Here is a 24499-nt window from a genome sequence, read left to right as displayed (position 1 = left end):
CGGAGCCGATCGTCTAGACGGTGACGACCTCGGGCGCGCCCGATTCGCGTTCGTGCCCCATCTCCTCGGCGATGCGGTTCGCCTCGGCGATGAGGGTCGCGACGATCTCACTCTCGGGCACCGTCTTGATGACTTCGCCCTTCACGAAGATCTGACCCTTGCCGTTGCCGCTCGCGACGCCGAGATCGGCCTCGCGGGCCTCGCCCGGGCCGTTCACGACGCAGCCCATGACGGCGACGCGCAGCGGCACGCTCATGCCCTCGAGGCCCTTCGTGACCTCTTCGGCGAGCGTATAGACGTCGACCTGGGCGCGGCCGCACGACGGGCACGAGACGATCTCGAGCTTGCGCTCGCGCAGGTTCAGCGACTGCAGGATCTGCAGGCCGACCTTCACCTCCTCGACCGGAGGGGCCGAGAGCGAGACGCGGATCGTGTCGCCGATGCCCTCGGAGAGCAGGATGCCGAACGCGGTGGCGCTCTTGATCGTGCCCTGGAACGCGGGGCCGGCCTCGGTGACGCCGAGGTGCAGCGGCCAGTCGCCGCGTTCGGCGAGCTGCCGGTACGCCTTCACCATGACGATCGGGTCGTTGTGCTTGACCGAGATCTTGAAATCGTGGAAGTCGTGCTCCTCGAAGAGCGAGGCCTCCCAGACGGCGCTCTCCACGAGCGCCTCTGCGGTCGGCTTGCCGTGCTTCTGCAGCAGGCTCGGCTCGAGCGAACCCGCGTTCACGCCGATGCGCAGCGACACCCCGGCGGCCTTCGCGCGCTTCGCGATCTCGCCGACCTGGTCGTCGAACTTGCGGATGTTGCCCGGGTTCACTCGCACCGCGGCGCAGCCCGCATCGATCGCCGCATACACGTAGTTGGGCTGGAAATGGATGTCGGCGATGACCGGGATCTGACTCTTCATCGCGATGATCGGCAGTGCTTCGGCGTCATCGCGGCTCGGCACGGCGACGCGCACGATGTCGCAGCCCGACGCCGTGAGCTCGGCGATCTGCTGCAGCGTCGCGTTGATGTCGGTCGTCGGCGTCGTCGTCATCGACTGCACCGACACCGGCGCACCGCCGCCGACGGTCACCGAACCGACCTTGATCGCCCGAGTCGCGCGCCGCGGTGCGAGCACCTCGGGCACGGACGGCATTCCCAGATTCACAGCTGCCACGGGCCCGAGTCTACAGCGGTCGTCCCGGGAAGCGCCGTGCTCCTCCGCCGGGTCGCCCGGTGCCGCGGGTAGGATCGCCTGTGACGCAGACCCGGACGTGCGATTGGCAGCGATGACGAACCCCGACGACCTCTCAGACCTCGTGCAAGGCATTCACGACGAACAGGCGCGCGAGCAGAGCGACGGCGCGGCTGAGACGCCCCCGACCCCGGCAAGCACTCCCGCGGCTGCGAGCGGGCGCAGGCGGAAGCGCCTCCTCATCGGCACCGTGATCGGGGTCGCCGCCGTGCTCGGTGCGAGCGGTGCGACCTGGGCCACGATCTCGGCGATGTCGCAGCAGAGCACCGCGGCCGAGGCGTCGAAGCCCGCGGCGCCGAAGCGCACGCCGTCTCCGACTCCGACACCGACACCGGAGCCGACGCCCGAGCCCGCTCCGCCCGTCGAAGAGGTGCCCGTCGAACCGCCGGCCCCGCAGTGGTCGGTCGACGACCCCGCCTCGTACCAGGTGGTCGTCAACAAGCAGCGCCCGTTCAATCCGATCGATTGGGCCCCCGGCGACCTCGTGATGCCGAACGTGCCGAATCAGAACGGCCAGCCGATGCGCGCGGAGGCAGCGGCGGCGGCCGAGGCGATGTACGCCGAGGCCTCGGCCGCCGGCGTCCCGTTCACGATCGCCAGCGGCTTCCGCGACTATTACTACCAGGTGTCCCTCTTCGACAGCTACGTCGCGTCGGACGGCGTCGAGGCGGCCGAGACCTACTCGGCTCGGGCCGGTTTCTCGGAGCACCAGACCGGGCTCGTGATGGACATCACGGAGTGCGGCGGCTGCGGTCTCAGCGAGGCGTTCGGCGGCACGCCGCAGGGCATCTGGGCGCGCGACAACGCGTACCGTTTCGGCTTCATCATGCGCTACCAGCCGGGCCAGGAGCCCGTCGTCGGCTACGTGTACGAGCCCTGGCACTTCCGCTACGTCGGGCCGGAGGTCGCCGCCGACATGCAGGCGAAGGGCATCCCGAACCTCGAGGACTACTTCGGCCTCCCCGCCGCCCCGACCTACTAGGAGCTAGCCGAAGAGCGACACCGGTTTCACGATGTCGGCGTAGGCGAGCAGCACGCTCATCGCGCCGAGCGCGATCACGACGACGAAGGTGACGGGCACCATGCGCGCGGTATCGACCGGGCCCGGATCGGGCCTGCCGCGCAGGCGCGCGATGCCGCGCTTCAGCCCCTCGTACAGGGCGCCCGCGACGTGCCCGCCGTCGAGCGGCATGAGGGGCACCAGGTTGAACACGAAGAGCGCGACGTTCAGCGAGCCGAGCAGCTGCACCATGATCTGGGTGCGCGCCGCGACCGGCGCCTGGTCGAGGCTCGCGACCTCGCCCGCGAGGCGGCCGACCCCGATGACGCCCATCGGGCCGTTCGGGTCGCGCGCCTCCGAGCCGAACGCCGCATTCCAGACATCGACCATGCGCTCGGGGAGGCGCACGATGACGCCCGCGACGTTCGCGACGTTATCGCCGACGTAGGCCGGCACGGCCGTGATCGGCAGCGCGACGGTCTCCGAGGCCGGCGTCGCGCCGACCATGCCCACGGTCTCGGTGACCGGTGCGCCGTCCGCACCTGTGACGGCGGCACCCTTGTCGTCGACCACCGCGCGCTCGTTCGCCACGGGGGTGAGCTCGAGGCGCTGCTCGGCCCCGCCGCGCTCGATCACGAGATCGATCGGCACTCCCGGCGACGCCGAGACGAGATCCCTGAACCGCTGCCAGTCGTCGATCGGGGCGCCGTCGGCAGAGACGATGCGGTCGCCCGGCAGCAGCCCGGCCGCGGCGGCGGGGGCCGCCGGGTCGCCGGTCGAGCAGCTCGTCGACGTGCTCGAGGCGGGCAGCAGGCATTCGCTCACCTGGGCGAGGGTCGTGCTCGACTGCGGCACGCCGAAGCCGACCAGCGCGATCGCGAAGAACACGAAGGCAAGCACCAGGTTCATGAACGGCCCGCCGAGCATGATGATGATCTTCTTCCACACGGGCAGCCGGTAGAAGGTGCGGTGGTCCTCCCCGTGCGCGATCGTCTCGGCGCTGGCGAGCCGCGCCTCGTCGACGAGGCCGGCGATCCCTCTGCGGGACTCCCCCGGCACGTCTTCGGCATCGCCGCCCGCAACAGCGCCGTCGCCGGCATCGCCGACGCGGTCGAGCTCGCGCTCGATCTCGAGCACGGCGCCGCGACCGTCGCGGTGGGCGACCGCGCCGCCCTCCTGCACGACCGTGTTCAAGAACCCTGTCGTCGAGGCGCGCGGCGCCTCCCCCGGCTTCTGCGGCGGGTACATGCCCGTCATCGCGACGTATCCGCCGAACGGCAGCATCTTGACGCCGTACTCGGTCTCGCCGATGCGGCGCGACCAGATGGTCTTGCCGAAGCCGATCATGTACTGCGTCACCTTGACGCCGAAGAGCTTCGCCGGCAGCAGATGGCCGACCTCGTGCAGGGCGATGGAGAGCGCGAGACCCGCGAGCAGGATCACGACTCCGAGCACATACAGCAGCACTTCGATCACGCGGTTCAGGCTACTGGTCGGCGCTGTGGAGTTTCGGGGAGCGCGCCCGGTGAACGCTGCGCGTGACGGGCTCGACGATCCCTGTCGGGTCTGGCCGTACCCGCGGCGCTACCGGGCCTTCGCCGCGATCGCTTTCTCGGCCTGCTCGCGCGCCCACCGCTCGGCCTCGACGAGCGTGTCGAGCGTGAGCGCGTCGGGGGCGGTGTGCTTCTCGAGCACGTCGCGCACCGTGTCGACGATGTCGAGGTAGCCGATGCGACCGGCGTGGAACGCCTCGACGGCCTGCTCGTTCGCGGCATTGAACACCGCCGGGTAGGTGCGGCGCGCCCGCCCGACCTCCTTCGCGAGTTCGACGGCGGGAAACGCTTCGGAATCGAGCGGTTCGAACTCCCAGGTCGAGGCGGTGCTCCAGTCGAGCGGCGCGCCGACGTTCGCGAGACGGTCGGGCCAGGTCATGCCCAGCGCGATGGGCAGGCGCATGTCGGGGGGCGAGGCCTGGGCGATCGTCGAGCCGTCGACGAACTCGACCATGGAGTGCACGATCGACTGCGGGTGCACCACCACCTCGATGTCGCCGTACGAGACGCCGAAGAGCAGGTGGGCCTCGATGACCTCGAGGCCCTTATTCACGAGGGTCGCCGAGTTCGTGGTCACGACGCGGCCCATATCCCAGGTGGGGTGCGCGAGCGCCTCGGCGGGCGTGACGTCGCGCAGCGCGTCGCGGGTGCGGCCGCGGAACGGGCCGCCCGACGCGGTCAGCACGAGCCTGCGAACCTCGTCGCGGGAGCCCGATCGCAGCGCCTGCGCGATGGCCGAATGCTCGGAGTCGACCGGCACGATCTGACCGGGCTTCGCGGCCGCCGTGACAAGATCGCCGCCGACGATGAGCGACTCCTTGTTCGCGAGGGCGAGCGTGCGCCCCGCTTCGAGCGCCGCGAGCGTCGGGGCGAGGCCGATCGAGCCGGTGATGCCGTTCAGTACGACATCGGCGGGCACATCTCGGATGAGCTGCACCGCCGCGTCCGCGCCGAGGCCGGTGTGCTCGACGTTGAACTGCTCGGCCTGCTGCTGCACGAGCTCGCCCTGCGTACCGGCGATAAGCCCGACGACCTGGAACTTCGACGGGTTGCGGCGCACGACGTCGAGCGCCTGCTCGCCGATCGAACCGGTGGATCCGAGGATGATGACGCGCTTCATGCCACCATTGTGCCCGAAGCCACCGGCGCGGGGCGCCTAGGCGCTCTTCTCGACGAGCTGCAGCACGAAGGTGCGGGTCATGCCATCGTTGTAGCCCTGGTCGGAGGGCATGGTGACGAGGATCGTCGACCCGATCTTCTGACCGATCATCGCCGAGCGGAAGCCTTCGATCAGCTTGCCCTTCTCGGTGCTGAACGGGATGCCGGTCTCGCTCCAGTTGCCGTCGAAGCGCACCGCGCCGTTCCAGTCGACGCCGACGTAGTTGGTCATGATCTCGTCGCCCTCGGCGACGACGGCTCCATCGCCCTCCTCGAGCACCTGCATCTCGAGGTCGGTCGGCGGCTCCATGCACTCGGGGATGGTGATCTTCGGCTCGGAGGCGCCGTCGCCGAGGTCGACCTTCGGGTACTGCTCATCGCGCTTGTCGAGCTTCTCGCAGACGATCTCATCCTCCGCCCCCGAGGCGGCCGCACCATCGCCGCGGGTGATCTTGGTGGTGTCGACCGCGACGACGATGGCGTCCTTCTCGGTCATATCGGGAACACCGGCGTCTTCGGGGGTCGAACCGTTCAGGATCGACGCGAGCGGTACCACGGCGACGGCGCGCTGGCCCTCGGTGGCGCAGCTGAGCACGCCGCCCGCGAGCGGGTCGGAACCGGCTGCGGCAGAGAAGACGCCCTCGATGTCCTGGTTCGCCATGGGCATCATGTTGCCCGCGCCGTCATCGGCTTCGAGGATCTTGCCGGTGGCGCCGTTGAACACCGTGATCGAGTAGGTGATCGCGTCGCCCTCGGCGACGACCGCGCCCTTGCCCTCGGTGATGACCGAGCGCTCGGTGGTCTCGGTGCGCACCGGCGTCTTCGACTTCAGCTTGAGCTCGGCGCCCGTCTCGCCCGAGAGCTCGATCGACTTGCTGGCATCGCCCGGCGCCATGCAATCGGCCCCCGAGGCGTCCTGGGTGGGGCCTCCGCTCGAGCAGGCGGTCATCAGGAGCAGGGCCGCCACGGCGGCGGCGGGCAGGATGGTGCGGGTGAGCTTCACAGCTGGGTTCCTCACTAACGGGTCGGCATGATCCGGGGCGGCGACGCGCGGCGCGAATCGGCGCAGCTCCCCAGTCTGGTCCATCGGTCTTTGCGTTCTCTGTATTCGGCGCCAGGGATCACCGGGCGCCGTCGCCCCGACGCGCGTCGAGGGCGGCCTCGTAGAGATCCCTGGCCGACAGCCCCGTGGCCTCGGCGACCGCGCGGGCGGCGTCCTTCAGGCGTTCGCCGCCCGCGACGCGCAGCTGCACGTCGGCGAGGGCGGTCTCGGGCGAGACGGTCCGTTCGGGCGCTCCCCCGACCACGACGACGATCTCGCCGCGCACGCCGCCGGCCGCCCATTCGGCGAGCTCGTCGAGCGGGCCGCGGCGCACCTCCTCGTGCAGCTTGGTGAGCTCGCGGCAGACGGCCGCGGGCCGGTCGCCGCCGAACGCCGAGGCGAGGTCTGCGAGCGACGCCGCGAGCCGCGTCGGCGCTTCGAAGAATACGAGCGTGCGGCGCTCGTCGGCGAGCATCGCGAGCGCGCGACCGCGTTCGCCCGCTTTGCGCGGCAGAAACCCCTCGAAGGCGAAGCGATCGGTCGGGAGCCCCGCGACCGCGAGCGCGGTGACGACCGCGGAGGGGCCGGGAACGGCGGTGACCTGCACGCCGCGCTCGGCCGCGAGCTGCACGACGCGGAAGCCGGGGTCGGAGACGGTGGGCATGCCAGCGTCGCTCACGAGCACGAGGTCCTCGTGCTCGGCGCGGTCGACGAGCTGCGCCGCACGGTCGTGCTCGTTGTGGTCGTGCAGCGCCACGAGCTCCGGGCGGTGCTCGATGCCGAGCAGCCGCAGCAGCTGCACCGTGTGGCGCGTGTCCTCCGCCGCGACGACGCTCGCGGAGCCGAGCACCTCGCGCAGCCGGGTCGAGGCGTCCCCGAGGTTGCCGATGGGCGTGGCGGCGAGAATGATCACCCCCTCATCGTACGCGTCGCCCGCGGCGCCACACTCCTCCGCCCGAACGCTGCTAGGCTGTGTCGGCTATGCTCCCCGCCGATTCCACCCCGACTCCCGCCCCGCGCGGCGCGACGCTGATCTCGCATACGGGCTTCGCCTACTTCCCGCTCGCCTTCATCGCGCGGCTGCCCTTCGCGATGCTGGTGGTCGGCGTGCTCACCCTCATCGTCTCGCTGCGCGGCTCCGTGGAGACCGCCGGGCTGGGCTCGGCGATGGTCGGCATCGGCTCGGCGATCGTCGGCCCGCTGATCGGAGCTGCCGCCGATCGCTTCGGCCAGCGCCCGACCCTCATCGTCGCCGGCCTGTGCAACAGCCTCGCGCTCGTCGCGATCGCCTGGGTGACCACCGCGGACACCCCGGATTCGGCGGTGTTCATCACCGCGTTCTTCGTCGGCGCGACCGTGCCGCAGGTGTCGCCGATGTCGCGCTCGCGGGTGGTCACGATCGCGACGACCCGGCTGCCGCCGGAGCGCGCGCCCCGCGCCCTGTCGTCGATCCTCGCGTACGAGTCGGCTGCCGACGAGATGGTGTTCGTCTTCGGCCCCGTGATCGTCGGCGTGCTCGCGCTTGCCTTCGGCGCGTGGGCGCCCATCGTCGGCGCGGCGGTGCTCACCGTGTTCTTCGTCGGCGCCTTCGCCCTGCACCGCACCGCCGTGCCCGCCCGCACGAAGGAGGAGCGCGCCGCGGTGCTCGCCCCGGCGAGCCACCTGTTCCGACCGTCGCTCCTGGTCATCGTCTTCGGCATCTTCTCGGTCGGGCTGATCTTCGGCACCACGCTCACCACGCTCACCGCGTTCATGCAGCAGCAGGGCGATGCCGAGTCGGCGGGCCTGCTCTACGGCGCGATGGGCGTCGGCTCCGCCATCCTCGCCCTGTGCGTCGCGCTGTTCTCGCCGCGCTTCACCCTGCGCTACCGCTGGTTGCTCTTCAACCTGTTCATCATCGTGGGCGGCATCGCACTGGCGCGCGCGGATTCCGTCGGCACGGTGCTCGTCGGCCTCTCGCTCATGGGCATCGGCATCGGCCCGCTGCTCGTCACGATCTTCAGCTTCGGCGCGATCCGCAGCCCCGAGGGCCGTTCGGCGACCGTGATGACGATGCTCGGTTCGGGCATCATGCTCGGGCAATCGCTCGCGGCCGCTGCCACAGGAGCCGTCGCCGAGGACGCCGGCGTCGAGGTCGCGATGCTGCTGCCGCTCGGGGCCGGAACGCTCGTGCTGGCGTGCGGCGCCGCGAACTGGGCACTCACCCCGCCGGAAGGCTCATGATGCCGGTGTTCACAGCTTCGTCGCGATGACGATGTCGTTCTTATCCGACTGATCCCAAGTCGTCTCGATGACGCAGGTGATGACGACGAGTCGATTCGGGTCGTGATACCAGATGTCCTGCGCGGCGATATCCGTCTTCAGGATCTCGCGCGACTCCTGCACCCGGTACGCCTGGCCGAGGTAGTCGATCGTGTCGCCGGCTTCGAGGCTGCGCAACTGGTCGCCCGCACAGCTCTGGTTCTCGCAGGCGTGCGCGAGCACGTACGTCGTACCCCCGGTCTGCGGGTAGCCGTTCGCGGGGTCCACGATCTGCCAGAAGTACTGCCCGCCGTCCGGCGGGTTCCACACCTCCGTGTAGGGCATCTGCTGCACCGAGGGGATGCTGGTGGTGAGCGGCTCGCGGGGCGGCGCGGGCGCCGGAGTAGTGGGGGCGGGAGACGCAGGTGCGGTCGTAGCGGGTCGCTCGGCCACCGGCTCGGGAGCCGGAGCGAATGCGCCCAGGGCCGCCGCGATGCCGATGCCCGCTCCCGCGAGCACGACGGCGCCGGCGGCGGCGAACCACGGCCAGCGCTTCCGCGCTCGCGGCTCGGCGGTTCGAGGTGCGAGGTCGGCGGCCACCGCCCCGGTCTCCGAATCGAACCGACGGGCAGGGAGCGGCCCGGGTTCAGCGCCTTGTCCGTGTTCGTCGTCCGCAACCGTCATCTCGCGGTCCCTTCCATCACGAGTGCGACGAGGTCTCCCGGGACGCACCCGGGAGACCTCGTCGCACTCCGCGCAGCGTTGCGCTGCTCGTGAAACTATTCCGTTGTATTCCGTTACTCGGCGGCCGTCTGCACCGCGACCGGCGGCTTAGGCGCCGTCGGGCCGGGCTGCGGCTGCGGCTCGGGCTGGGGCTCGGGAGCCGGAGCGCAGTCACCGCTGCCGAAGTAGTAGGTGTCGCCGCCGAAGCTGACCGTGGACACCTCAGCGCCTTCGGAGCCGGTGAAACCGACGCCGAGGATCTGGAAGTAGTAGTCGTCGTCGACATCGGCCTGGAGGTTCGTGTAGATCTCGCTCCAGGAGGTGCCGAGGAAGCTCGTCCACCCGCTGGAATCGGTCAGTGCGAGATCGGCGAGGTTATAGGTGCCGGGCTCGAGCGCGACGGATCGGACCGTGGAGAACGACTCGGGCGAGCGCGGCTCATCGTCCAGGCCATCGAAGACGAAAACCGGGATCTGCAGCGTGACACTGCCCTGCAGCACCTCGATCGAGGTCGAGTTCACGAGCCCTTCGATAGGTGCGAGCGTGCCGTCGCCGCCGTAGGCCGGGAGTCCGGCGGTCGGCCTCGCATCGATCGGGAAGCCCTTCAGCAGCTGCACGACCGAGACACCGGGCTCGGAGCTCGTCTGCGCGAGGGCGGTGACCGAGCACTCGCCGAACTGCACGCTCTGCTCGAGTGCGAATTCCGGGTCGTAGTTCGAACCCACATGCCACTGGTCGTAGTTGTAGCCCGCACCGACCTGCGTCTCGTCGCCGTTCTCGAAACCGGCGACGTCGCCCGGCCCGAGCGTCAGGTCTGCCGCATACGCGGGTGAGATACCGCCGAATGCGAGCGCTCCGGCGGCGGCCAGCGCCAGGCCGACCTTTGCGACGTTCGTACGACGCACTGTCGAATTCTTCACTGAATGTTCTCCTCGGAGTCCGCAGAATTGAGTCGGGTTCTCGGCATTGGTATCGCGTTCATACGGTCGTGCTTGCAGAAGCGCGAGTATCTTGCTGCCGAAAACTACGTGAATGCCGTGAGCATCCCATCAAGAACATTAGACGTCATCCAGAAAAAGCGCAACGCGCGTCTTTACCATGAGGCCGATGGGCGGACCCTGGGGCCGCGACAGACGGAATACTGCGCCGGCCGACGCGGTTGAGGGCTGCAGACAGTCCCGAGTGGAAGAATGGTGGATATGTCCGCTCTCTCCAATGCCGAGGTCGCCGAGCTCCGCGCGGCCTTCCCCTATTTCGCACACCTCGACGCGACGCCCGGATCGGCCGCGTACCTCGACTCGGCCGCGACGTCGCAGCGGCCGAGCGTCGTACTCGACGCCGAACGGCGCTTCCTCGAATCGGCGAACGCCGCGGTGCATCGGGGCACGAGCGGCGCGGTCGGCCAGGCCACCGAATCGTTCGAGGGCGCCCGCGCCGCGGTCGCGGAGTTCGTCGGCGCCCCGGCGCCCGAGCAGATCGTCTGGGCTGAGAACGCCACCGACGCCTTGAACATCCTCGCGCTCGGCATCTTCGAAGCGAACGCCGGCGACGCTCTGGGCGTGCCGGGCAGCGAACGCTACCGCCTCGAGCCGGGAGACGAGATCCTCGTCACCGAGAGCGAGCACCACGCGAACCTGATCCCGTGGCAGCGCCTCGCCGCCAAGACCGGCGCGACCTTCCGCTACATCCCGGTGCGCGAAGACGGCACGTGGACGCTCGACGACGCCCGCGAGGCGCTGAACGCGCGCACGCGCGTCTTCGCCTTCACCCACGTCTCGAACGTCACCGGCTACGTCGCCCCGGTCGCGGAGCTCGTCGAGCTCGCGCACGCCGTCGGCGCGGTCACCGTGCTCGACGCCTGCCAGTCGGTGCCGCACATCCCCGTCGATCTCGGCGCGCTCGGCGTCGACTTCGCTGCCTTCTCGGCGCACAAGATGCTCGGCCCGAACGGCCTCGGCGTACTGTACGGCAGGCCCGAGCTGCTCGACGCACTGCCCCCGTCGCGCACGGGAGGCTCGGCGATCACGAAGGTGACGATGGAGTCGGCGCTCTACATGCCGCCGCCCATGCGCTTCGAGCCGGGCACGCAGCCCGTATCGCAGGCGGTCGGGCTCGGCGCGGCCGTCGGGTTCCTTTCGCAGGTCGGTATGGATCGCGCCGCTTCGCGCGAGCACGAGCTCGTCGAGCGCCTCGTCGACGGCATCGCCGCCACCCCGGGGCTGCGCCTGCTCGGACCGGCGGATGCTTCGAAGCGCGTCGCGCTCGCGGCGGTGTCGGTCGAAGGCCTGCACGCGCACGACGTCGGCCAGTTCCTCGACGAGCAGGGAGTGCTCGTGCGCGTCGGCCACCACTGCGCCCAGCCGCTGCACCGGGCCCTCGGCATCGCCTCGTCGACGCGGGCGAGCGTGCACCTGACCACCACCGAGGACGAGATCGATCGGTTCCTCGACGCGCTCCGCGGCGCCCAGCGGTACTTCGGCGTGGAGGTATCCGCATGAGCGCGCTCGACGGTCTGTACCAGGAAGTCATTCTCGACCATTCGAAGCGGCCGATCGGCAAGGGCGCGCTCGATCCGGCCGTCGGCGAACTCTCGGCATCGCATCACGAGTTCAATCCGAGCTGCGGCGACGAGATCGACCTCTCGGTATCGGTCGACCCGGCGACGGGCACGGTGACCGGCATCGCCTGGGAGGGCCAGGGCTGCTCGATCTCGATGGCGTCGGCCTCGATCCTGTCGCAGCTGATCCGCGAGGAGCCGCTGACGCTCGAGCAGGCGCAGGTGCGCATCGACGCCTTCCGCGAGATGATCCAGGCGCGCGGTAAGGGCGGCGAGCCCGACGACGAGCTGCTCGGCGACGCCGTCGCGCTGCAGGGCGTCTCGAAGTTCGTGATGCGGGTGAAGTGCGCCATGCTCGGCTGGGTCGCCCTCGAGGCCGACCTGCGCCAGGTGGAGGCGCAACTGGCGTAGCAAGCAGGCGGGCGAGGCGCCAAATCGCCGAAAGCTTCTTCCTCCACAGGTACGCTATTCGGCGAATTCGTGGATCTCTCGTCGCGAGTTCTGTGGAGAACTCGGAACGCCCGCGAATCGTGCCGATGATCGAGGTATGACCGCATACTCCGACTCCACGCCAGAGGTCATCCGGTGCCGCACGACCGCCGATTTCCTCGCCGCCCTCCCCCTGCTCGTCGGTTTCACCGCCACGAACAGCATCTTCATCGTCCTCTTCGCCGGCCGTTTCGCCGGCCGCACGGTGCGGCTCGATCTGCCCGAGGACGACAGCCCCGCGACCACCGCGCCGCTGCTCGACTTCATCGCAGGTACCCTGCGCGAACTGCACGAGATCGAGACGATCTCGCCCGCGATCGTGATCACGACCGATCTGCCGTTCCCTCCGCGCGGCCCGGCCCCCTGGCAGCGGCTGGCCCGACGCCTCGAGCGTCGTCTGCGTCGCGACGGCCTCCCGCTGCGCGAGCTGTGCTGCCTGGCCGCCGACCGCTGGGTCGGCTTCCTCGACCCGCACGCGCCCGCGGGCGGGCGGCCGCTCTCCGAGATCGAGCGGAGCACCGTCGCCCGCCTGCATCGGAGCGACGCCGAGGTGCACGATCTCTCGACCCTCGGTCGCATCCCCGCCCCCGACCCCGCCCGATCAGAGGCCGTTTCGCAGGCACTGTCGCAGCTGCCGCCGTACACGATCCCCCGGCCGGTACCGGGGCGCTCGTTCGGCGAGGCCGCTCGCAGCAGCCGGTCCCTCCCCCGCGATGGGCTCGACTGGATGCACGAGACGGCGGCCGTGGCCGAGGCGCTGCGGGCCGTGAGCGCAACCCCCTCCTCCGGACTCGACCCCACGAGCACCGCCCGTCTCGCGCGCACCGCAGCGCACTCAGACCGTTGGCTCGTACTCGTGATCGGCCTGCTCACGCGGCCCGAGTTCCCGATCGAGCTCGCGCAGTGCGGAGAAGCGCCCGAGGGCTTCGCCGGCATCCCCATCGATGTCGACGACGGGTCTCGCCGGCCGCCCGTCGCCGGCTGGTCGATCAGACGCATCCTGACGGGCATCTGCCCGGGCTTCGAAGACCACGAGCGGCTGCCTCCGCTCGTCGATGCCCTGGCTCGGTCGATTGCCGACACCCCGACCGAACTGCGTCCGGGCCAGTTCGCGCTCAGCGCGCTGCTGTGGTGGTTGCGGGGCAACCAGACGGTCGCGAGCCGTCACATCGCCGAAGCGCTCGCGATCACCGCCGATGATGACGACGACGACGCCATCGTGCGCATGGTCGAACGCGTCGTCGAGGTGCCGCTCACCGCGCGCATGCTCCGCTCTCGGCAGCGGCAGTCGGCCGGGCGTGCCGCGTAGGTGCGGCGCCGGTACCTCAGTGGAGGGGACGTCACACATGCATCAGCGGCCGATGACCTCCCGCTGCAGCACCGCGACGATGCGATCGACGTCGGCGACGTCGATCGCATCGTCGAGCGTGAACCTGATGGCGGTCTGCGCGAGCACGGGGTCCATGCCGAGCGCGAGCAGCGCGGGCGAAGGCTCGTCCTCCCCCGCCGCGCATGCCGACCCCGACGAGACCGCGAACCCCGCCGCATCGAGAGCGACGAGCATCGACTCGCCGCTGCGCCCGGCCACGACGAACGAGGCGTGACCGGGCAGCCGCTCCTCCGGGTGCCCGGTCAGTCGGGCGCCGGGCAATTCGGCGACCACGCGGGCGATGAGCGCGTCACGGCTGCGCAGTAGTGCAAGCGCGTGCGTGCCGATCGCTGCGCGGCCCGCGCGCACGGCGGCCGCGAACCCGGCGAGCGCCGGCACGTTGTGGGTGCCCGAGCGCAGGCCGCGCTCCTGACCGCCCCCGTGCAGCAGCGGTTCGAGCGCGATGCTGCTGCGCACGAGGAGCGCCCCGGCGCCCTGCGGCCCGCCGAACTTGTGGGACGCGACGGTCATCGCGTCGACGGCGCCGCCCGGCCAGCCCGACCCGGCGTCGTCCGAGAACGAGACCGGCAGCGCGGCCGCCGCTTGTACGGCGTCGGTGTGCACGAGCGCGCCGTGCGCACGGGCGGCTGCGGCGATCTCGACGATCGGCTGCACCGTGCCGATCTCGGCATTCGCGAGCCCGACCGATACGAGCGTGGTGTCGGCGCGCACGGCCGCCTCGACGGCCGCCGGATGCACGACGCCGTCGGCATCGACCGGCAGCAGTTCGATCTCGAAGCCGAACATGCGGGCGAGGTAGTCGCAGCTCTCGAGCACCGAGGGGTGCTCGATCGGGGTCGTGACGATGTGCCGCCCGCGCGGCCGCGCGAGCGCCGCCCCGATGATCGCGAGATTGTTGGCCTCGGTGCCGCCCGAGGTGAACACCACCTCGTTGGCCCGTGCCCCGAGCGCCGCGGCGACGGTGTCCCGTGCTTCGTCGACGACGACCCGCGCGCGGTGACCGGGCGCGTGCACGCTCGACGGGTTCGCCGGCCCGGCTTCGAGCACCGCGACCATGGCGGCGAGCGCTTCGGGGCGCAGCGGAGCCGTCGCGGCGGCGTCGAGGTAGCGGTTCATCGTGCGCCTGTCACGGGCCCTGCCACCGGGTCGGCGTCGAGGCCGAGATCGAGGGCGCGGGCGCCGTGGGTGAGCAGGCCGACCGAGACGATATCGACGCCGGATTCGGCGATCGCGGCGACCGTGTCGAGGGTGACGCCGCCGCTGGCTTCGGCGATCGCGCGCCCGTCGATGAGCCGCACGCCCTCGGCGAGCGCCGCGGGGTCGAGGTTGTCGAGCAGGATGCCGGTCGCGCCCGCCTCGAGCACCGGGGCGATCTGGTCGAGGCGGTCGACCTCCACGATGATCGAGGTCGTGTGCCCGGCGCGCTCGCGCAGGTGGCGCAGGGCGGCGGTCGTGGTCTCGGCGTCGGCGGCGCCGAGGGCGACGAGGTGATTGTCCTTCACCATCACGGCGTCCGAGAGGCTGAAGCGGTGGCTCGAACCGCCGCCGGCCTGCACGGCGTGCTTCTCGAAGGCGCGCAGACCGGGCGTCGTCTTGCGGGTGTCGGCGATACGGGCGCGGGTATGCGTGACCGCATCGACGAAGCGGGAGGTGAGCGTGGCGATGCCGCTCATGCGCTGGGCGAAGTTCAGCGCGATGCGCTCAGCGGTGAGCACGCCGCGCGCCGGGCCCGAGATGCGCGCGAGCACGTCTCCCGACGAGAAGCGCGTGCCCTCGGGCACGAGGTCGGCGACGACGATGCGCGCGTCGGTCAGCCCGAATGCGGCCTCGATGACGGGGCCGCCCGCGAAGACCCCGGGCTCGCGCGCGACGATGCGGGCCGTGAGCTGCGCCTCCTGCGGAATGGTGAGCTCGACGGTGAGGTCGCCCCACGGGGCATCCTCTTCGAGTGCGCGGCGGACGGCGGATTCGATGTGGTGCGGGGTCAGCACGGGGTCAGGCTCCCTTGAACGGATCGTGCCGCGGCAGAGGCCGCGGTGTCGGCGGTACTCGCAGCACCCGATGCGTCGGGGCGCGAGAAGCGGAACGCCCGTCGCCGCGCCTGGACGGGGTCGCTGCCGGGGTGGTCGGCGCGCTGATGCGCACCGCGCGATTCCGTGCGCTCCGCGGCCGCGAGCACGAGCATCGCGGCGAGTTCGGCGGCGGGGCCGGTGCGGGGGCGCAGCGCCTCCTGCGCGGCGCCCAGCCCGTGCGCATCGCGTTCGATGCCGAGCCCGGTCTCGAGCGCGGCGGCGACCGCGGCGCGTTCGAGCGCTTCCCGGCCGTGCGCGACGGGTTCGGTCGACGATGCGAGCCGCACCGGCGTCGCGTCGGCGGCGAGGGCCCGGATGCCGGGGCCGCGCGGCTCCCAGCGCGCACGGCCGTCGCGCACCCATGCGGCGGCGGCACGACCGGCGCGGCCACCGAACACGAGGCCTTCGAGCAGCGAGTTCGAGGCCAGGCGATTGGCCCCGTGCACGCCGGTCGAAGAGACTTCGCCGGCGACGAGCAGCCCGGGCACCGTCGACCGCCCGTCGAGATCGCTCGCGACCCCGCCCATCGAGTAATGGGCCGCGGGGGCGACCGGAATCTCCTCGCGCGCCCAGTCGTAGCCGTGGCGCGCGAGCATGGCGCTGATGCCGGGGAACCGCTTCGCGAGCGCCCCGGGCCCCTCGGCGGCTTCGATGCCGCGGGCGTCGAGCCACACCGAGACCTCGCCTCGTTCGCGCAGGGTGCGGTGCACGGCGCGGGAGACCACGTCGCGGGGCGCGAGTTCGGCGCGCGGGTCGGCGCCCTGCATGAACCGTCGCCCGCTGCCGTCGCGGAGCACCGCTCCGGCTCCGCGCACGGCCTCCGACACCAGTTCGCCGGTGCCCGCGAGCACGGTCGGGTGGAACTGCACGAACTCGAGATCGGCGACGAGCGCGCCCGCTCGAGCGGCCAGCACGATGCCCTCGCCCCGGGCCTCCGCATGGTTCGAGGTGCGCGGGAACAGTCCGGCGTAGCCGCCCGTGGCGAGCACCACCGCATCGGCAGAGCGCACGGCGAGCCCGCCGTGCGCATCGCGCAGCACGACTCCGGTCACTGCGCCCGCGTCCTCGATCAGCGACACCGCCGTCATCTTCCCGCGGATGACGAGCCGGCCCGCGCGCTCCGCGTCGCGCGCCCGCGCGCTCAGGTATGCGTGCAGCACCGCGCCCGAACGGTCCCCGCCGCCGTGCACGATGCGGGAGGCCGAGTGGGCGGCTTCGAGCCCGAGGCGCACTCGGCCGTCGGCGTCGCGATCCGCTGCGAAGCCACCGGCGAGCATCCGCCGCAACGCCGCGGCGCCGTCGCGCACCAGGACGTCGGCGGCCTGCGGGTCGACGAGACCGGCGCCGGCGGCGATCGTATCGGCGAGGTGCGCCTCCGGCGAGTCGCCCGGGCCGATCGCCGCGGCGATGCCGCCCTGCGCGAGCACGGTGTTGCAGCCCGCCGCACGGCTGTCGTCGCCGGCCTCGGCCATCCCGGGTTCGAGACCGATGAGTTCGACGCCGCACTCGGCGCCGGCCGCCGTCGCGGCGGCGGCAAGCGCGCACGAGAGCCCGGCGACGCCCGCCCCGATGACGACGATCACGGCCGTGCCGCGAGCATGCGTTCGAGGGCGACCCGCGAGTCGCCGGCGACCGAATCCGCGACCGTGATGCGGTTGGGCGTCGATCCCTGCACCAGCGACTCGAGCGTCCAGGCGAGGTACGCCGGATGGATGCGGTACATCGTCGAACAGGGGCACACGACGGGGTCGAGGCAGAAGATCGTGAGGTCGGGGCGCTGCTGCTGCAATCGGTTCACGAGATTGATCTCGGTGCCGATGGCGAGCACGTCGCCGGGAGCCGCGGCCTCGACGGCCCCCCGGATGTATTCAGTGGACCCTGCGCCGTCGGCCGCGTCGACGACCGGGGCCGGGCACTCGGGGTGCACGATGACCCGCACCCCCGGGTAGTCCGCGCGGGCCTGCTCGATCTGTGCGACCGAGAAGCGCTTGTGCACCGAGCAGAAACCATTCCAGAGGATGACGCGGGCGTTCTCGATCTGCTCGGTCGAGTTGCCGCCGAGCGGCAGGTGCGGGCGCCACAGGGGCATCTCGGCCTCGGTCACGCCCATCGCCCTCGCGGTGTTGCGGCCGAGGTGCTGGTCGGGGAAGAAGACGACGCGCTGCCCGCGGGCGAAGGCCCATTCGAGCACGGTGCGCGCGTTCGACGAGGTGCAGACGATGCCGCCGTTCCGGCCGCAGAAGGCCTTGATCGCGGCAGACGAGTTCATGTACGTGACCGGGATGACGGGCTGCAGGCCGTCCGCCGTCGGGCCCTCGCCGAGCACCGAGGCGAGCTCGCGCCAGCAGTCCTCGACCTGTTCGATGGTGGCCATGTCTGCCATGGAGCAGCCGGCGGCGAGGTTCGGCAGGATCACGGCCTGCTCGGGTGCCGATAGGATGTCGGCGGTCTCGGCCATGAAGTGCACGCCGCAGAAGACGAAGGCCTCGGTCTCGGGGCTCGCCTTGGCGGCCTGGGCAAGCATGAACGAGTCGCCGACGAAGTCGGCGTACCGGACGATCTCGTCCCGCTGGTAGAAGTGGCCGAGGATGCGCACGCGCTCTCCCAGCTCCGCTTTCGCCGCCATGATCCGGTCGTGGAGCTCGTCGTCGCTCGCCTCGGTGTAGCGCGCGGGGAGCGGGCCCTGCCGCGGGGCATCGCCCGGAATCCGGTCGCCGGTGGAGGCGCCCGGGCCGTACCCCAGGGCGCGATCGATCGCCCACGGGTCGGCGGTGAGGCCGGAATCGCAGCTCGAGAGGCCGGTCGCACGGAGGGCGATGGGGCGGCGCGAGGGCGCGGGCGTGGCGGCCGTCTCGATGCGGCTCGCGGTGCGCAGGAGTTCTTGCACGCTGGTCATGATGTGCCCTTCTTCGGGAGTTCGGAGTTCGGTGCCGTGCGCTGCGGCGGGGTGGGCCCGGACGCGGGTCGCCGCGGGCCGGGCTCGTGCGGGTCTCGGAAGCGGTAGAGGCGCGCGGGGCGATGCGGAGTGCCCGTCTCGAACTCGCCGGTGTCGACGAGCGTGCCGCGGGCGAGCTCCTGCCGCCGGAAGTTGGCGGGGTCGGCGGGCTCACCGCGCACGGCTTCGTGCACGGCGCGCAGCTGGCCCAGCGTGAACACGGGCCCGAGGAAGCGGTGCGCGATGGCCGAGTACTCGGTCTTCGACCGCAGACGCTCGAGCGCGTACGCCACGATCTCGGCATGGTCGAAGGCGAGGGCCGGCAGGTCGTCGGCCGAGAACCAGGCGACGTTCGGGTCGGCCGGCTCCGTGTCCCCGGCTTCGTCGGCGTCCGCCGGGTCGGGCTCGAGACCCGCCGCGGGCGCGGCGTCGTCCCAGCGCGCGGCCGCCGATGGCGCCCCGTCGTCGTCCGCGGGCGACGGAGCCGCGAGGCTCGGCGAGGCCGCGAGATCGTGTTCTCCGTACAGGGCCCAGTAGGCGATCGTCACGAGGCGCTGCGCCTCGGCGGATCGTTCGACCCCGCCGAACGAGTAGAGCTGCTCGAGGTAGCCGGGCGGCCGCAGCACCGCCGCGTGCAGGCTGCGCAGCGCGGTGTCGGCGAGCGTCTCGTTCCAGCGGGTGGGACCGCCGGGCAGCGCCCAAAGGCCTTGGAAAGGTGCTCGGGTGCGTCGCACGAGCGGAATCCAGAGGGTCGGGGCGCGACCCGAGCCGACCCCTTCCGCCCCGGCGGTGGAGCCCAGCACGGCGCCGAGCGGGGGGCGCAGGGCGAACGCAACGGTCGACACGGCGACCGCGGGCGGCATCGTGCGCCGTTCGCTCACGCTCGCGCTCTCGTACTGCATCTCCACCCCCGCACTTATAGTCATATTGACCATAAGTGAGAATACGCCCCTGCGCCGGTGCCGTCAAACGCTGGATTGTGCGAATCCCACCAACGGTTCGACCGGCTCCGGCCGCGGCCGTAGATTCGAAGCATCGATTCCGACCGACAGGGAACCATGTCAGCGCAGACCGCACCCCACCTCTTCGCCCCGCTCGATCTCGGCTTCACCGTGCTGCCGAACCGGGTGATCATGGGCTCCATGCACCTCGGGCTCGAGGAGGTGCCGGGCGGCTTCGAACGCATGGCCGCCTTCTACGCCGAACGCGCGCGCGGCGGCGCAGCGCTCATCATCACGGGCGGCATCTCGCCGAACGAGGCCGGTCGCCTCACTCCGGGCGCCGCGACGCTCCAACACGAGGGAGAGATCGCGCCGCACCGGCTCATCACCGACGCCGTGCACCGCGAGGGCGGGCGCATCGCCATGCAGATCCTCCACGCCGGCCGCTACGCCGCACACCCCGACCTCGTCGCCCCGAGCCCCCTGCAGGCCCCGATCTCCCCCCTGACGCCGCGCGAGCTCGACGAAGCCGGCATCGAACGCACCATCGACGACTACGTGCGCACCGCGCTGCTCGCCCGCACCGCCGGGTACGACGGCGTCGAGATCATGGGATCCGAGGGGTACCTGCTCAACCAGTTCACGGCGCCCCGCACCAACCTTCGCGACGACCGCTGGGGCGGCTCGTTCGAGAACCGCAGCCGCCTCCCCCTCGAGATCGTGCGACGCGTGCGCGCGGCCGTCGGACCCGACTTCATCATCGTGTACCGCCTCTCCATGCTCGACCTCGTCGACGATGGCGCCCCGCTCGACGAGGTGCTCGCGCTCGCGGGCCTCATCGAGCGGGCCGGAGCCACGCTGCTCGGCACCGGTATCGGCTGGCACGAGGCCCGCATTCCGACCATCGCGGCATCGGTGCCCCGCGGCGCCTTCGGATGGGTGACGCGCCGCGTGCGCGAGCACGTCGGCATCCCGATCATCGCGGCGAACCGCATCAACACCCCCGATGTCGCCGAGCGGCTCATCGCCGACGGCAGCGCCGATCTCGTCGCGCTCGCCCGCCCCTTCCTCGCCGACCCCGAGTTCGTGGCGAAGGCGCGGGCGGGCGCCCCCGAGCGCATCAACAGCTGCATCGGCTGCAACCAGGCCTGCCTCGACCACACCTTCGTCGGCAAGATCACCTCCTGCCTCGTGAACCCGCGGGCCGCCCACGAGACCGAGATCGTGATCGAGCAGACGACCGCCCCGAAGCGCATCGCCGTCATCGGCGCGGGCCCGGCGGGCCTCTCGTGCGCCACGACGGCGGCATCGCGCGGGCACGCCGTCACGCTCTTCGACGCGGCCGAGGAGATCGGCGGCCTGCTGAACCTTGCGCGACGAGTGCCCGGCAAGAGCGAGTTCGACGAGACCGTGCGCTACTTCGGCGTGCGCCTGCGCGAGACCGGCGTCGAGGTATGGCTCGGGCAGCGGGTCGACGCGGCGCACCTCGCCGAGGCCGGCTTCGACGAGATCGTCGTCGCGACCGGAGTGAATCCGCGCCGGCCCGCGATCCCCGGTCTCGAGCACACGAGCGTGGTCGGCTACGCCGATGTGCTGCGCGGCCGCGTCGAGGCGGGCGAGCGCGTCGCGATCATCGGAGCCGGCGGCATCGGCTTCGATGTCGCCGAGTATCTCACCGCGACCGGGCCGGAGGATCCCGCGGACATCGCCGGCTTCCTCGCCCGCTGGGGCGTCGACCCGGAGCACCTGCAGCCGGGCGGCATCACCGCCCCGGCTCCCGCGAGATCGCCCCGGGAGGTGACGATGCTGCAGCGGAAGCCGGGCAAGCTCGGTGCGGGCCTCGGCAAGACGACCGGCTGGATCCACCGGCTCGAGGCCGTGCGGCGCGGCGTGCACCAGGTCGCGGGCGCCGAGTACCTCGGCATCGACGATGCCGGCCTGCGCATCAGCGTTCCCGGCAGTGCGGGCACGGCAGACGGCGCCGCTGACCCGGCCCGCACCGAACAGCTGGTCGAGGTCGACACGATCGTCGTCTGCGCGGGGCAGGAGCCCGAGAGGTCCCTGCACGACGCGCTCGCCGAGCGGGGCATCGCGAGCCACCTCATCGGCGGGGCCGACGTGGCCGCCGAACTCGACGCGAAGCGCGCCATCGATCAGGGCATGCGACTGGCCGCCCGTCTCTGAAACGCCGCCGGGTCAGCCGCGCAGCGCTGCGGCGACATCGAGCGCCTCGCCGACGAGCTGCTGCATCGAGTGGCGCCCGGCGCCCTGCATGGCCCAGCGCCACACCGCTCCGACGAGCGCCGCTGCGTAGCCCGCCGCGAGCACCTCGGCGCTGATCGGCGCCTCGCCCGCGCGCACCATGCGCTCGGCGATCGCCCCGGCGACGCGCAGCTGCCGCACGGCCCGACCGCTCGCGAGCTCCTCTTCGACGCCCATGTTGCGGGCGTCGACGATCGCGAGCGCCAGCGTCTCGGGCGGCGCACCGTCGCCGAACCCGGCGAGGGCCGCCGCGAGCGGAATGCCGCCGTCGCCGAGCGCCGTCTCGAGCCGGTCGACGTGCTCGTCGAACACGAACCACAGGATGCCGGGCTTCGACTCGAAGTAGTTGAAGAAGCTCGACCGACTCACCCCGGCGCGGCGAGCGATCTCGGTGATCGAGGTCGCGTCGTAGCCCTGCTCCAGGAACAGCTCGCAGGCCGCATCGGCGAGCACTTCGCGCGACGAGGCATGGGGTCGTCCACGCGTATTGGCTGCCATGCGTCTCACCTTAGCGCCCGGAGCGACCGGCTCCCGTTCGGCCGGGCCGGCCGAACGGCAGCCGGTGCTACTCCGATGATCCGATGACGGTGCCCGTGCGCAGCTCCGCGAGCAGCGCGAGCACGGCCGCGGCCGCCTCGGGATCGTCGACCCGTTCGCGGGCCTGCGTCCTGCCCGCCCCCACCTTGATGCCGAGATCATCCCGGCCGAGGCGGGCGAACACGTCCTCGTCGGTCACGTCGTCGCCGAGGAAGAGCGCGGGCGCCGCCGGCAGCCCGGAGCGGATCGCGGCGAGCGCCGTGCCCTTGTCGCTCTCGCGCACCGAGAACTCGCGCACGCGCTTGCCGACGCGATGCGCGAACCCGGCCGAGGCCGCGAGCCCGACGGCTGCCTCGAGTAGCTCCTCGGCCCGCGTCTCGTCGCGCACCTGGCGCGTGTGCACCGCCACGCCGAACGGCTTGCGCTCGAAGCGCAGACCGGGCTCGCCGCCGAGCACCCGTTTCAGCAACCGGTCGAGCGCCTCGATGCGTTCGGCGTCCTCGACCGACAGTTCGGGCGCCGCCTCGGTGCGCGCGGCTCCGGGCATCAACAGTTCGGCGCCGTGCGACCCCGAGACCGTCCAGGCCGAGGTGTCGAGGCCGGTCTCCGCGAGCCCCGTCAGGGATCGGCCCGAGAGCACCACCACGTGCACGCCCGGCGCGCGGCTCAGCACGTCGAGGGCCTGCTGCGCCCGCGGCAGGATGCGCGCATCCTGCGGGCGCGACACGATCGGCGCGACCGTGCCGTCGAAGTCGGTGGCGACGGTGAGGGTCGGCTGCGCGGCGAGGCGCCGGATGCGCTCGGCGACTCCGCGCGGCACGAACGCCGCGTGGTGCACGGCGAGCTCCCCGGTGATCGCGTCGCCGCCCGTGGCGACGTCGTGGAGCGAGGCGGCAGCGCCCACCGCGCCCAGGAACTCGTCGGCCCAGTGCGCGACGTCGTTGTGGAACACCACCTCGCGCAGGGCGCGCATGCGACGACTCTGCTCGCCCTCCGGCATATGCACGGCGCGCAGGATCGCCGACTTCAGGCCCTCGATGTCGTGGGGGTTCACGCGCAGCGCCTCGCGCAGCTCGTCGGCCGCACCCGCGAACTCGCTGAGCACCAGCACCCCGCGCTCATCGCCGCGCACCGCGACGTACTCCTTCGCAACGAGATTCATGCCGTCGCGCAGCGGCGTCACCAGCAGCACGTCGGCCGCCTGGTACAGCGCCGCCATCTCCTCGCGACCGTAGCCCTGGTGCAGATACACGACGGGAGTGCTGCCGATCGAACCGTGCGTGCCGTTGATGCGGCCGACCGTCACCTCGACGTCGTCGCGCAGCTGCTGATAGGCGCCGACGCGCTCGCGGCTCGGGCTCGCGACCTGCACGAGCACCGTCTCCTTCGCGGGAATATCGCCGAACGAGAGCATCTCGTCGAGCGCCTTCAAGCGGTGCCTGATGCCCTTCGTGTAGTCGAGCCGGTCGACGCCGAGCATAACGGTCTCGGGGTCGCCGAGTTCGGCGCGGATCTCCCGTGCGCGCTGCTGCACGTCGGGACGCTGGGCGAGGGCTTCGAAGCTCCGGGCGTCGATCGAGATCGGGAACTCCTGCGCGAGCACGCGGCGCATGCTGCCGTCGACCTCCTGCACGCCCAACGTGTTGCCGAGCACCGGCGTGCCGAGATAGCGCTCGGCGGCGAACCGGAAGCTCACCGCGTCCTGTGCGCGCTGGAACCCGACGACATCGGCGCCGAGAACGCCCCGCATGATCTGCTTGCGCCACGGCAGCTGCGCGAACAGGCTGCCCGGCGGGAAGGGAATGTGCAGGAAGAAGGCGATGGTGAGGTCGGGGCGCAGTTCGCGCAGCATCTGCGGTACGAGCTGCAGCTGGTAGTCGTGCACCCAGACGATGGCTCCCCGACCGGCGCTGCTCGCGACGCGCTCGGCGAAGCGCTGGTTGACCGCTTGATAGGCGTCCCACCATTCGCGGTGGAACTCCGGCGGCGCGATGACGTCGTGGTAGAGCGGCCAGAGGGTGCCGTTCGAGAAGCCTTCGTAGTACTCCTCGATCTCGTGCTCGCTCAACCGCACGGGTTCGAGACGCATCGTCTCGATCGCGAAGGGCGCGACCTCCTCATCGGCGACGCCAGCCCAGCCGACCCACACGCAGCCCAGCTCGCGCACGATCGGCTCGACTGCGGTGACGAGCCCGCCCGGCGAGGTGCGCCAGGTCACCTCCCCGTCCGGGCCGGTGACCCGATCGACGGGCAATCGGTTCGACACCATGACCAGCTCACGACGGCCTACGACCTCGCTGAGTGTGCGCTTGCGCGGTTTCATGAACGCCTCCTCGCCTCCACGGCCAGGGTAGCG

At 71.5% G+C, this 24499-nt stretch carries 20 protein-coding genes; 6 read left to right on the top strand and 14 right to left on the bottom strand.

The window, feature by feature from the left end; genetic code table 11:
- Positions 1-13 precede the first annotated feature (13 nt).
- Complete coding sequence (gene ispG / locus NHL51_RS01780) at positions 14-1144, bottom strand: flavodoxin-dependent (E)-4-hydroxy-3-methylbut-2-enyl-diphosphate synthase (protein WP_434141679.1); 1131 nt, start codon at positions 1142-1144, stop codon at positions 14-16.
- Positions 1145-1277: 133 nt separating this feature from the next.
- On the opposite strand from ispG, the gene NHL51_RS01775 reads away from it, so the two are divergent.
- Positions 1278-2225: a D-alanyl-D-alanine carboxypeptidase family protein gene (locus NHL51_RS01775; protein ID WP_434141352.1), complete on the top strand. Its 948-nt coding sequence runs from the start codon at positions 1278-1280 to the stop codon at positions 2223-2225.
- Positions 2226-2228: 3 nt separating this feature from the next.
- Here the strand turns inward: NHL51_RS01775 and NHL51_RS01770 are convergent, their stop codons facing one another.
- The 4 genes from NHL51_RS01770 to rsmI all read right to left on the bottom strand — a co-directional run bounded on the left by NHL51_RS01770 (position 2229) and on the right by rsmI (position 6909).
- Positions 2229-3710 (bottom strand): M50 family metallopeptidase, encoded by a 1482-nt coding sequence (locus NHL51_RS01770; protein ID WP_434141678.1) that lies wholly within the window; start codon positions 3708-3710, stop codon positions 2229-2231.
- Between the two features lie 117 nt (positions 3711-3827).
- Complete coding sequence (gene dxr / locus NHL51_RS01765) at positions 3828-4916, bottom strand: 1-deoxy-D-xylulose-5-phosphate reductoisomerase (protein ID WP_434141350.1); 1089 nt, start codon at positions 4914-4916, stop codon at positions 3828-3830.
- A 36-nt stretch (positions 4917-4952) separates the two neighbouring features.
- Positions 4953-5957: an FKBP-type peptidyl-prolyl cis-trans isomerase gene (locus NHL51_RS01760; protein WP_434141348.1), complete on the bottom strand. Its 1005-nt coding sequence runs from the start codon at positions 5955-5957 to the stop codon at positions 4953-4955.
- Positions 5958-6075: 118 nt separating this feature from the next.
- Complete coding sequence (rsmI, locus tag NHL51_RS01755; RefSeq protein WP_434141346.1) at positions 6076-6909, bottom strand: 16S rRNA (cytidine(1402)-2'-O)-methyltransferase; 834 nt, start codon at positions 6907-6909, stop codon at positions 6076-6078.
- A gap of 68 nt (positions 6910-6977) precedes the next feature.
- On the opposite strand from rsmI, the gene NHL51_RS01750 reads away from it, so the two are divergent.
- Entirely contained in the window at positions 6978-8219 is a 1242-nt protein-coding gene (locus tag NHL51_RS01750; RefSeq protein WP_434141344.1) for an MFS transporter, read from the top strand.
- A gap of 9 nt (positions 8220-8228) precedes the next feature.
- Here NHL51_RS01750 and NHL51_RS01745 read toward each other — a convergent pair whose 3' ends face one another.
- Positions 8229-8921 carry a hypothetical protein gene (locus NHL51_RS01745; protein ID WP_434141342.1) on the bottom strand — a complete coding sequence of 231 codons (693 nt, stop codon included), beginning with the start codon at positions 8919-8921 and terminating at the stop codon, positions 8229-8231.
- Between the two features lie 113 nt (positions 8922-9034).
- A complete protein-coding gene (locus NHL51_RS01740; RefSeq protein WP_434141340.1) occupies positions 9035-9880 on the bottom strand; it encodes a hypothetical protein in 846 nt (281 codons plus the stop codon).
- A 279-nt stretch (positions 9881-10159) separates the two neighbouring features.
- Between NHL51_RS01740 and NHL51_RS01735 the strand changes: the two genes are divergently transcribed.
- The 3 genes from NHL51_RS01735 to NHL51_RS01725 all read left to right on the top strand — a co-directional run bounded on the left by NHL51_RS01735 (position 10160) and on the right by NHL51_RS01725 (position 13315).
- Positions 10160-11458: an aminotransferase class V-fold PLP-dependent enzyme gene (locus NHL51_RS01735; protein WP_434141338.1), complete on the top strand. Its 1299-nt coding sequence runs from the start codon at positions 10160-10162 to the stop codon at positions 11456-11458.
- Positions 11455-11928: a Fe-S cluster assembly sulfur transfer protein SufU gene (gene sufU, locus NHL51_RS01730; RefSeq protein ID WP_434141336.1), complete on the top strand. Its 474-nt coding sequence runs from the start codon at positions 11455-11457 to the stop codon at positions 11926-11928. The genes NHL51_RS01735 and sufU overlap by 4 nt, the downstream gene beginning before the upstream one ends.
- A 136-nt stretch (positions 11929-12064) precedes the next feature.
- Complete coding sequence (locus tag NHL51_RS01725; protein WP_434141334.1) at positions 12065-13315, top strand: hypothetical protein; 1251 nt, start codon at positions 12065-12067, stop codon at positions 13313-13315.
- A 42-nt stretch (positions 13316-13357) separates the two neighbouring features.
- Here NHL51_RS01725 and NHL51_RS01720 read toward each other — a convergent pair whose 3' ends face one another.
- From NHL51_RS01720 to NHL51_RS01700, 5 genes are read right to left on the bottom strand one after another with little or no spacing between them, the layout of a single operon-like run.
- Positions 13358-14512, bottom strand: coding sequence for a cysteine desulfurase family protein (locus tag NHL51_RS01720; RefSeq protein WP_434141332.1), 1155 nt, complete (start codon positions 14510-14512; stop codon positions 13358-13360).
- Positions 14509-15387, bottom strand: coding sequence for a carboxylating nicotinate-nucleotide diphosphorylase (gene nadC / locus NHL51_RS01715; RefSeq protein ID WP_434141330.1), 879 nt, complete (start codon positions 15385-15387; stop codon positions 14509-14511). The genes NHL51_RS01720 and nadC overlap by 4 nt, the downstream gene beginning before the upstream one ends.
- Positions 15381-17051, bottom strand: a complete 1671-nt coding sequence (locus tag NHL51_RS01710; protein WP_434141328.1) for an L-aspartate oxidase — start codon at positions 17049-17051, stop codon at positions 15381-15383. Before NHL51_RS01710 ends, nadC begins: the two co-directional genes overlap by 7 nt.
- Positions 17048-18364, bottom strand: coding sequence for a quinolinate synthase NadA (gene nadA / locus NHL51_RS01705; protein WP_434141326.1), 1317 nt, complete (start codon positions 18362-18364; stop codon positions 17048-17050). Before nadA ends, NHL51_RS01710 begins: the two co-directional genes overlap by 4 nt.
- Complete coding sequence (locus NHL51_RS01700; protein WP_434141677.1) at positions 18361-19305, bottom strand: NUDIX hydrolase; 945 nt, start codon at positions 19303-19305, stop codon at positions 18361-18363. Before NHL51_RS01700 ends, nadA begins: the two co-directional genes overlap by 4 nt.
- A 156-nt stretch (positions 19306-19461) precedes the next feature.
- On the opposite strand from NHL51_RS01700, the gene NHL51_RS01695 reads away from it, so the two are divergent.
- The gene (locus NHL51_RS01695) at positions 19462-21528 is read left to right on the top strand and encodes an FAD-dependent oxidoreductase (RefSeq protein WP_434141324.1); all 2067 of its coding nucleotides are present in this window, start codon (positions 19462-19464) and stop codon (positions 21526-21528) included.
- 12 nt (positions 21529-21540) lie between these two features.
- On the opposite strand, the gene NHL51_RS01690 is transcribed toward NHL51_RS01695, so the two are convergent.
- Positions 21541-22104: a TetR/AcrR family transcriptional regulator gene (locus tag NHL51_RS01690; protein WP_434141323.1), complete on the bottom strand. Its 564-nt coding sequence runs from the start codon at positions 22102-22104 to the stop codon at positions 21541-21543.
- 67 nt (positions 22105-22171) lie between these two features.
- A complete protein-coding gene (locus tag NHL51_RS01685) occupies positions 22172-24466 on the bottom strand; it encodes a bifunctional alpha,alpha-trehalose-phosphate synthase (UDP-forming)/trehalose-phosphatase (protein ID WP_434141321.1) in 2295 nt (764 codons plus the stop codon).
- Positions 24467-24499 lie beyond the last annotated feature (33 nt).

Origin of the sequence: Leucobacter sp. gxy201 (genome assembly GCF_051043335.1) — a bacterium.
Classification (GTDB): domain Bacteria; phylum Actinomycetota; class Actinomycetes; order Actinomycetales; family Microbacteriaceae; genus Leucobacter.
Note: the sequence above shows the minus strand (reverse complement) of the source record. Positions and strands in the feature narration are given on the sequence as shown.

Excerpts from the sequence above, each read along its gene's own strand:
- NHL51_RS01725 (WP_434141334.1), top strand. The coding sequence starts at position 12,065 with ATGACCGCATACTCCGACTCCACGCCAGAGGTCATCCGGTGCCGCACG.
- NHL51_RS01720 (WP_434141332.1), bottom strand. The coding sequence starts at position 14,512 with ATGAACCGCTACCTCGACGCCGCCGCGACGGCTCCGCTGCGCCCCGAA.
- NHL51_RS01685 (WP_434141321.1), bottom strand. The coding sequence starts at position 24,466 with ATGAAACCGCGCAAGCGCACACTCAGCGAGGTCGTAGGCCGTCGTGAG.
- ispG (WP_434141679.1), bottom strand. The coding sequence starts at position 1,144 with ATGCCGTCCGTGCCCGAGGTGCTCGCACCGCGGCGCGCGACTCGGGCG.
- nadA (WP_434141326.1), bottom strand. The coding sequence starts at position 18,364 with ATGACCAGCGTGCAAGAACTCCTGCGCACCGCGAGCCGCATCGAGACG.
- NHL51_RS01695 (WP_434141324.1), top strand. The coding sequence starts at position 19,462 with ATGTCAGCGCAGACCGCACCCCACCTCTTCGCCCCGCTCGATCTCGGC.
- NHL51_RS01745 (WP_434141342.1), bottom strand. The coding sequence starts at position 8,921 with ATGACGGTTGCGGACGACGAACACGGACAAGGCGCTGAACCCGGGCCG.
- NHL51_RS01735 (WP_434141338.1), top strand. The coding sequence starts at position 10,160 with ATGTCCGCTCTCTCCAATGCCGAGGTCGCCGAGCTCCGCGCGGCCTTC.
- dxr (WP_434141350.1), bottom strand. The coding sequence starts at position 4,916 with ATGAAGCGCGTCATCATCCTCGGATCCACCGGTTCGATCGGCGAGCAG.
- NHL51_RS01775 (WP_434141352.1), top strand. The coding sequence starts at position 1,278 with ATGACGAACCCCGACGACCTCTCAGACCTCGTGCAAGGCATTCACGAC.
- NHL51_RS01700 (WP_434141677.1), bottom strand. The coding sequence starts at position 19,305 with ATGCAGTACGAGAGCGCGAGCGTGAGCGAACGGCGCACGATGCCGCCC.
- NHL51_RS01690 (WP_434141323.1), bottom strand. The coding sequence starts at position 22,104 with ATGGCAGCCAATACGCGTGGACGACCCCATGCCTCGTCGCGCGAAGTG.
- sufU (WP_434141336.1), top strand. The coding sequence starts at position 11,455 with ATGAGCGCGCTCGACGGTCTGTACCAGGAAGTCATTCTCGACCATTCG.
- NHL51_RS01750 (WP_434141344.1), top strand. The coding sequence starts at position 6,978 with ATGCTCCCCGCCGATTCCACCCCGACTCCCGCCCCGCGCGGCGCGACG.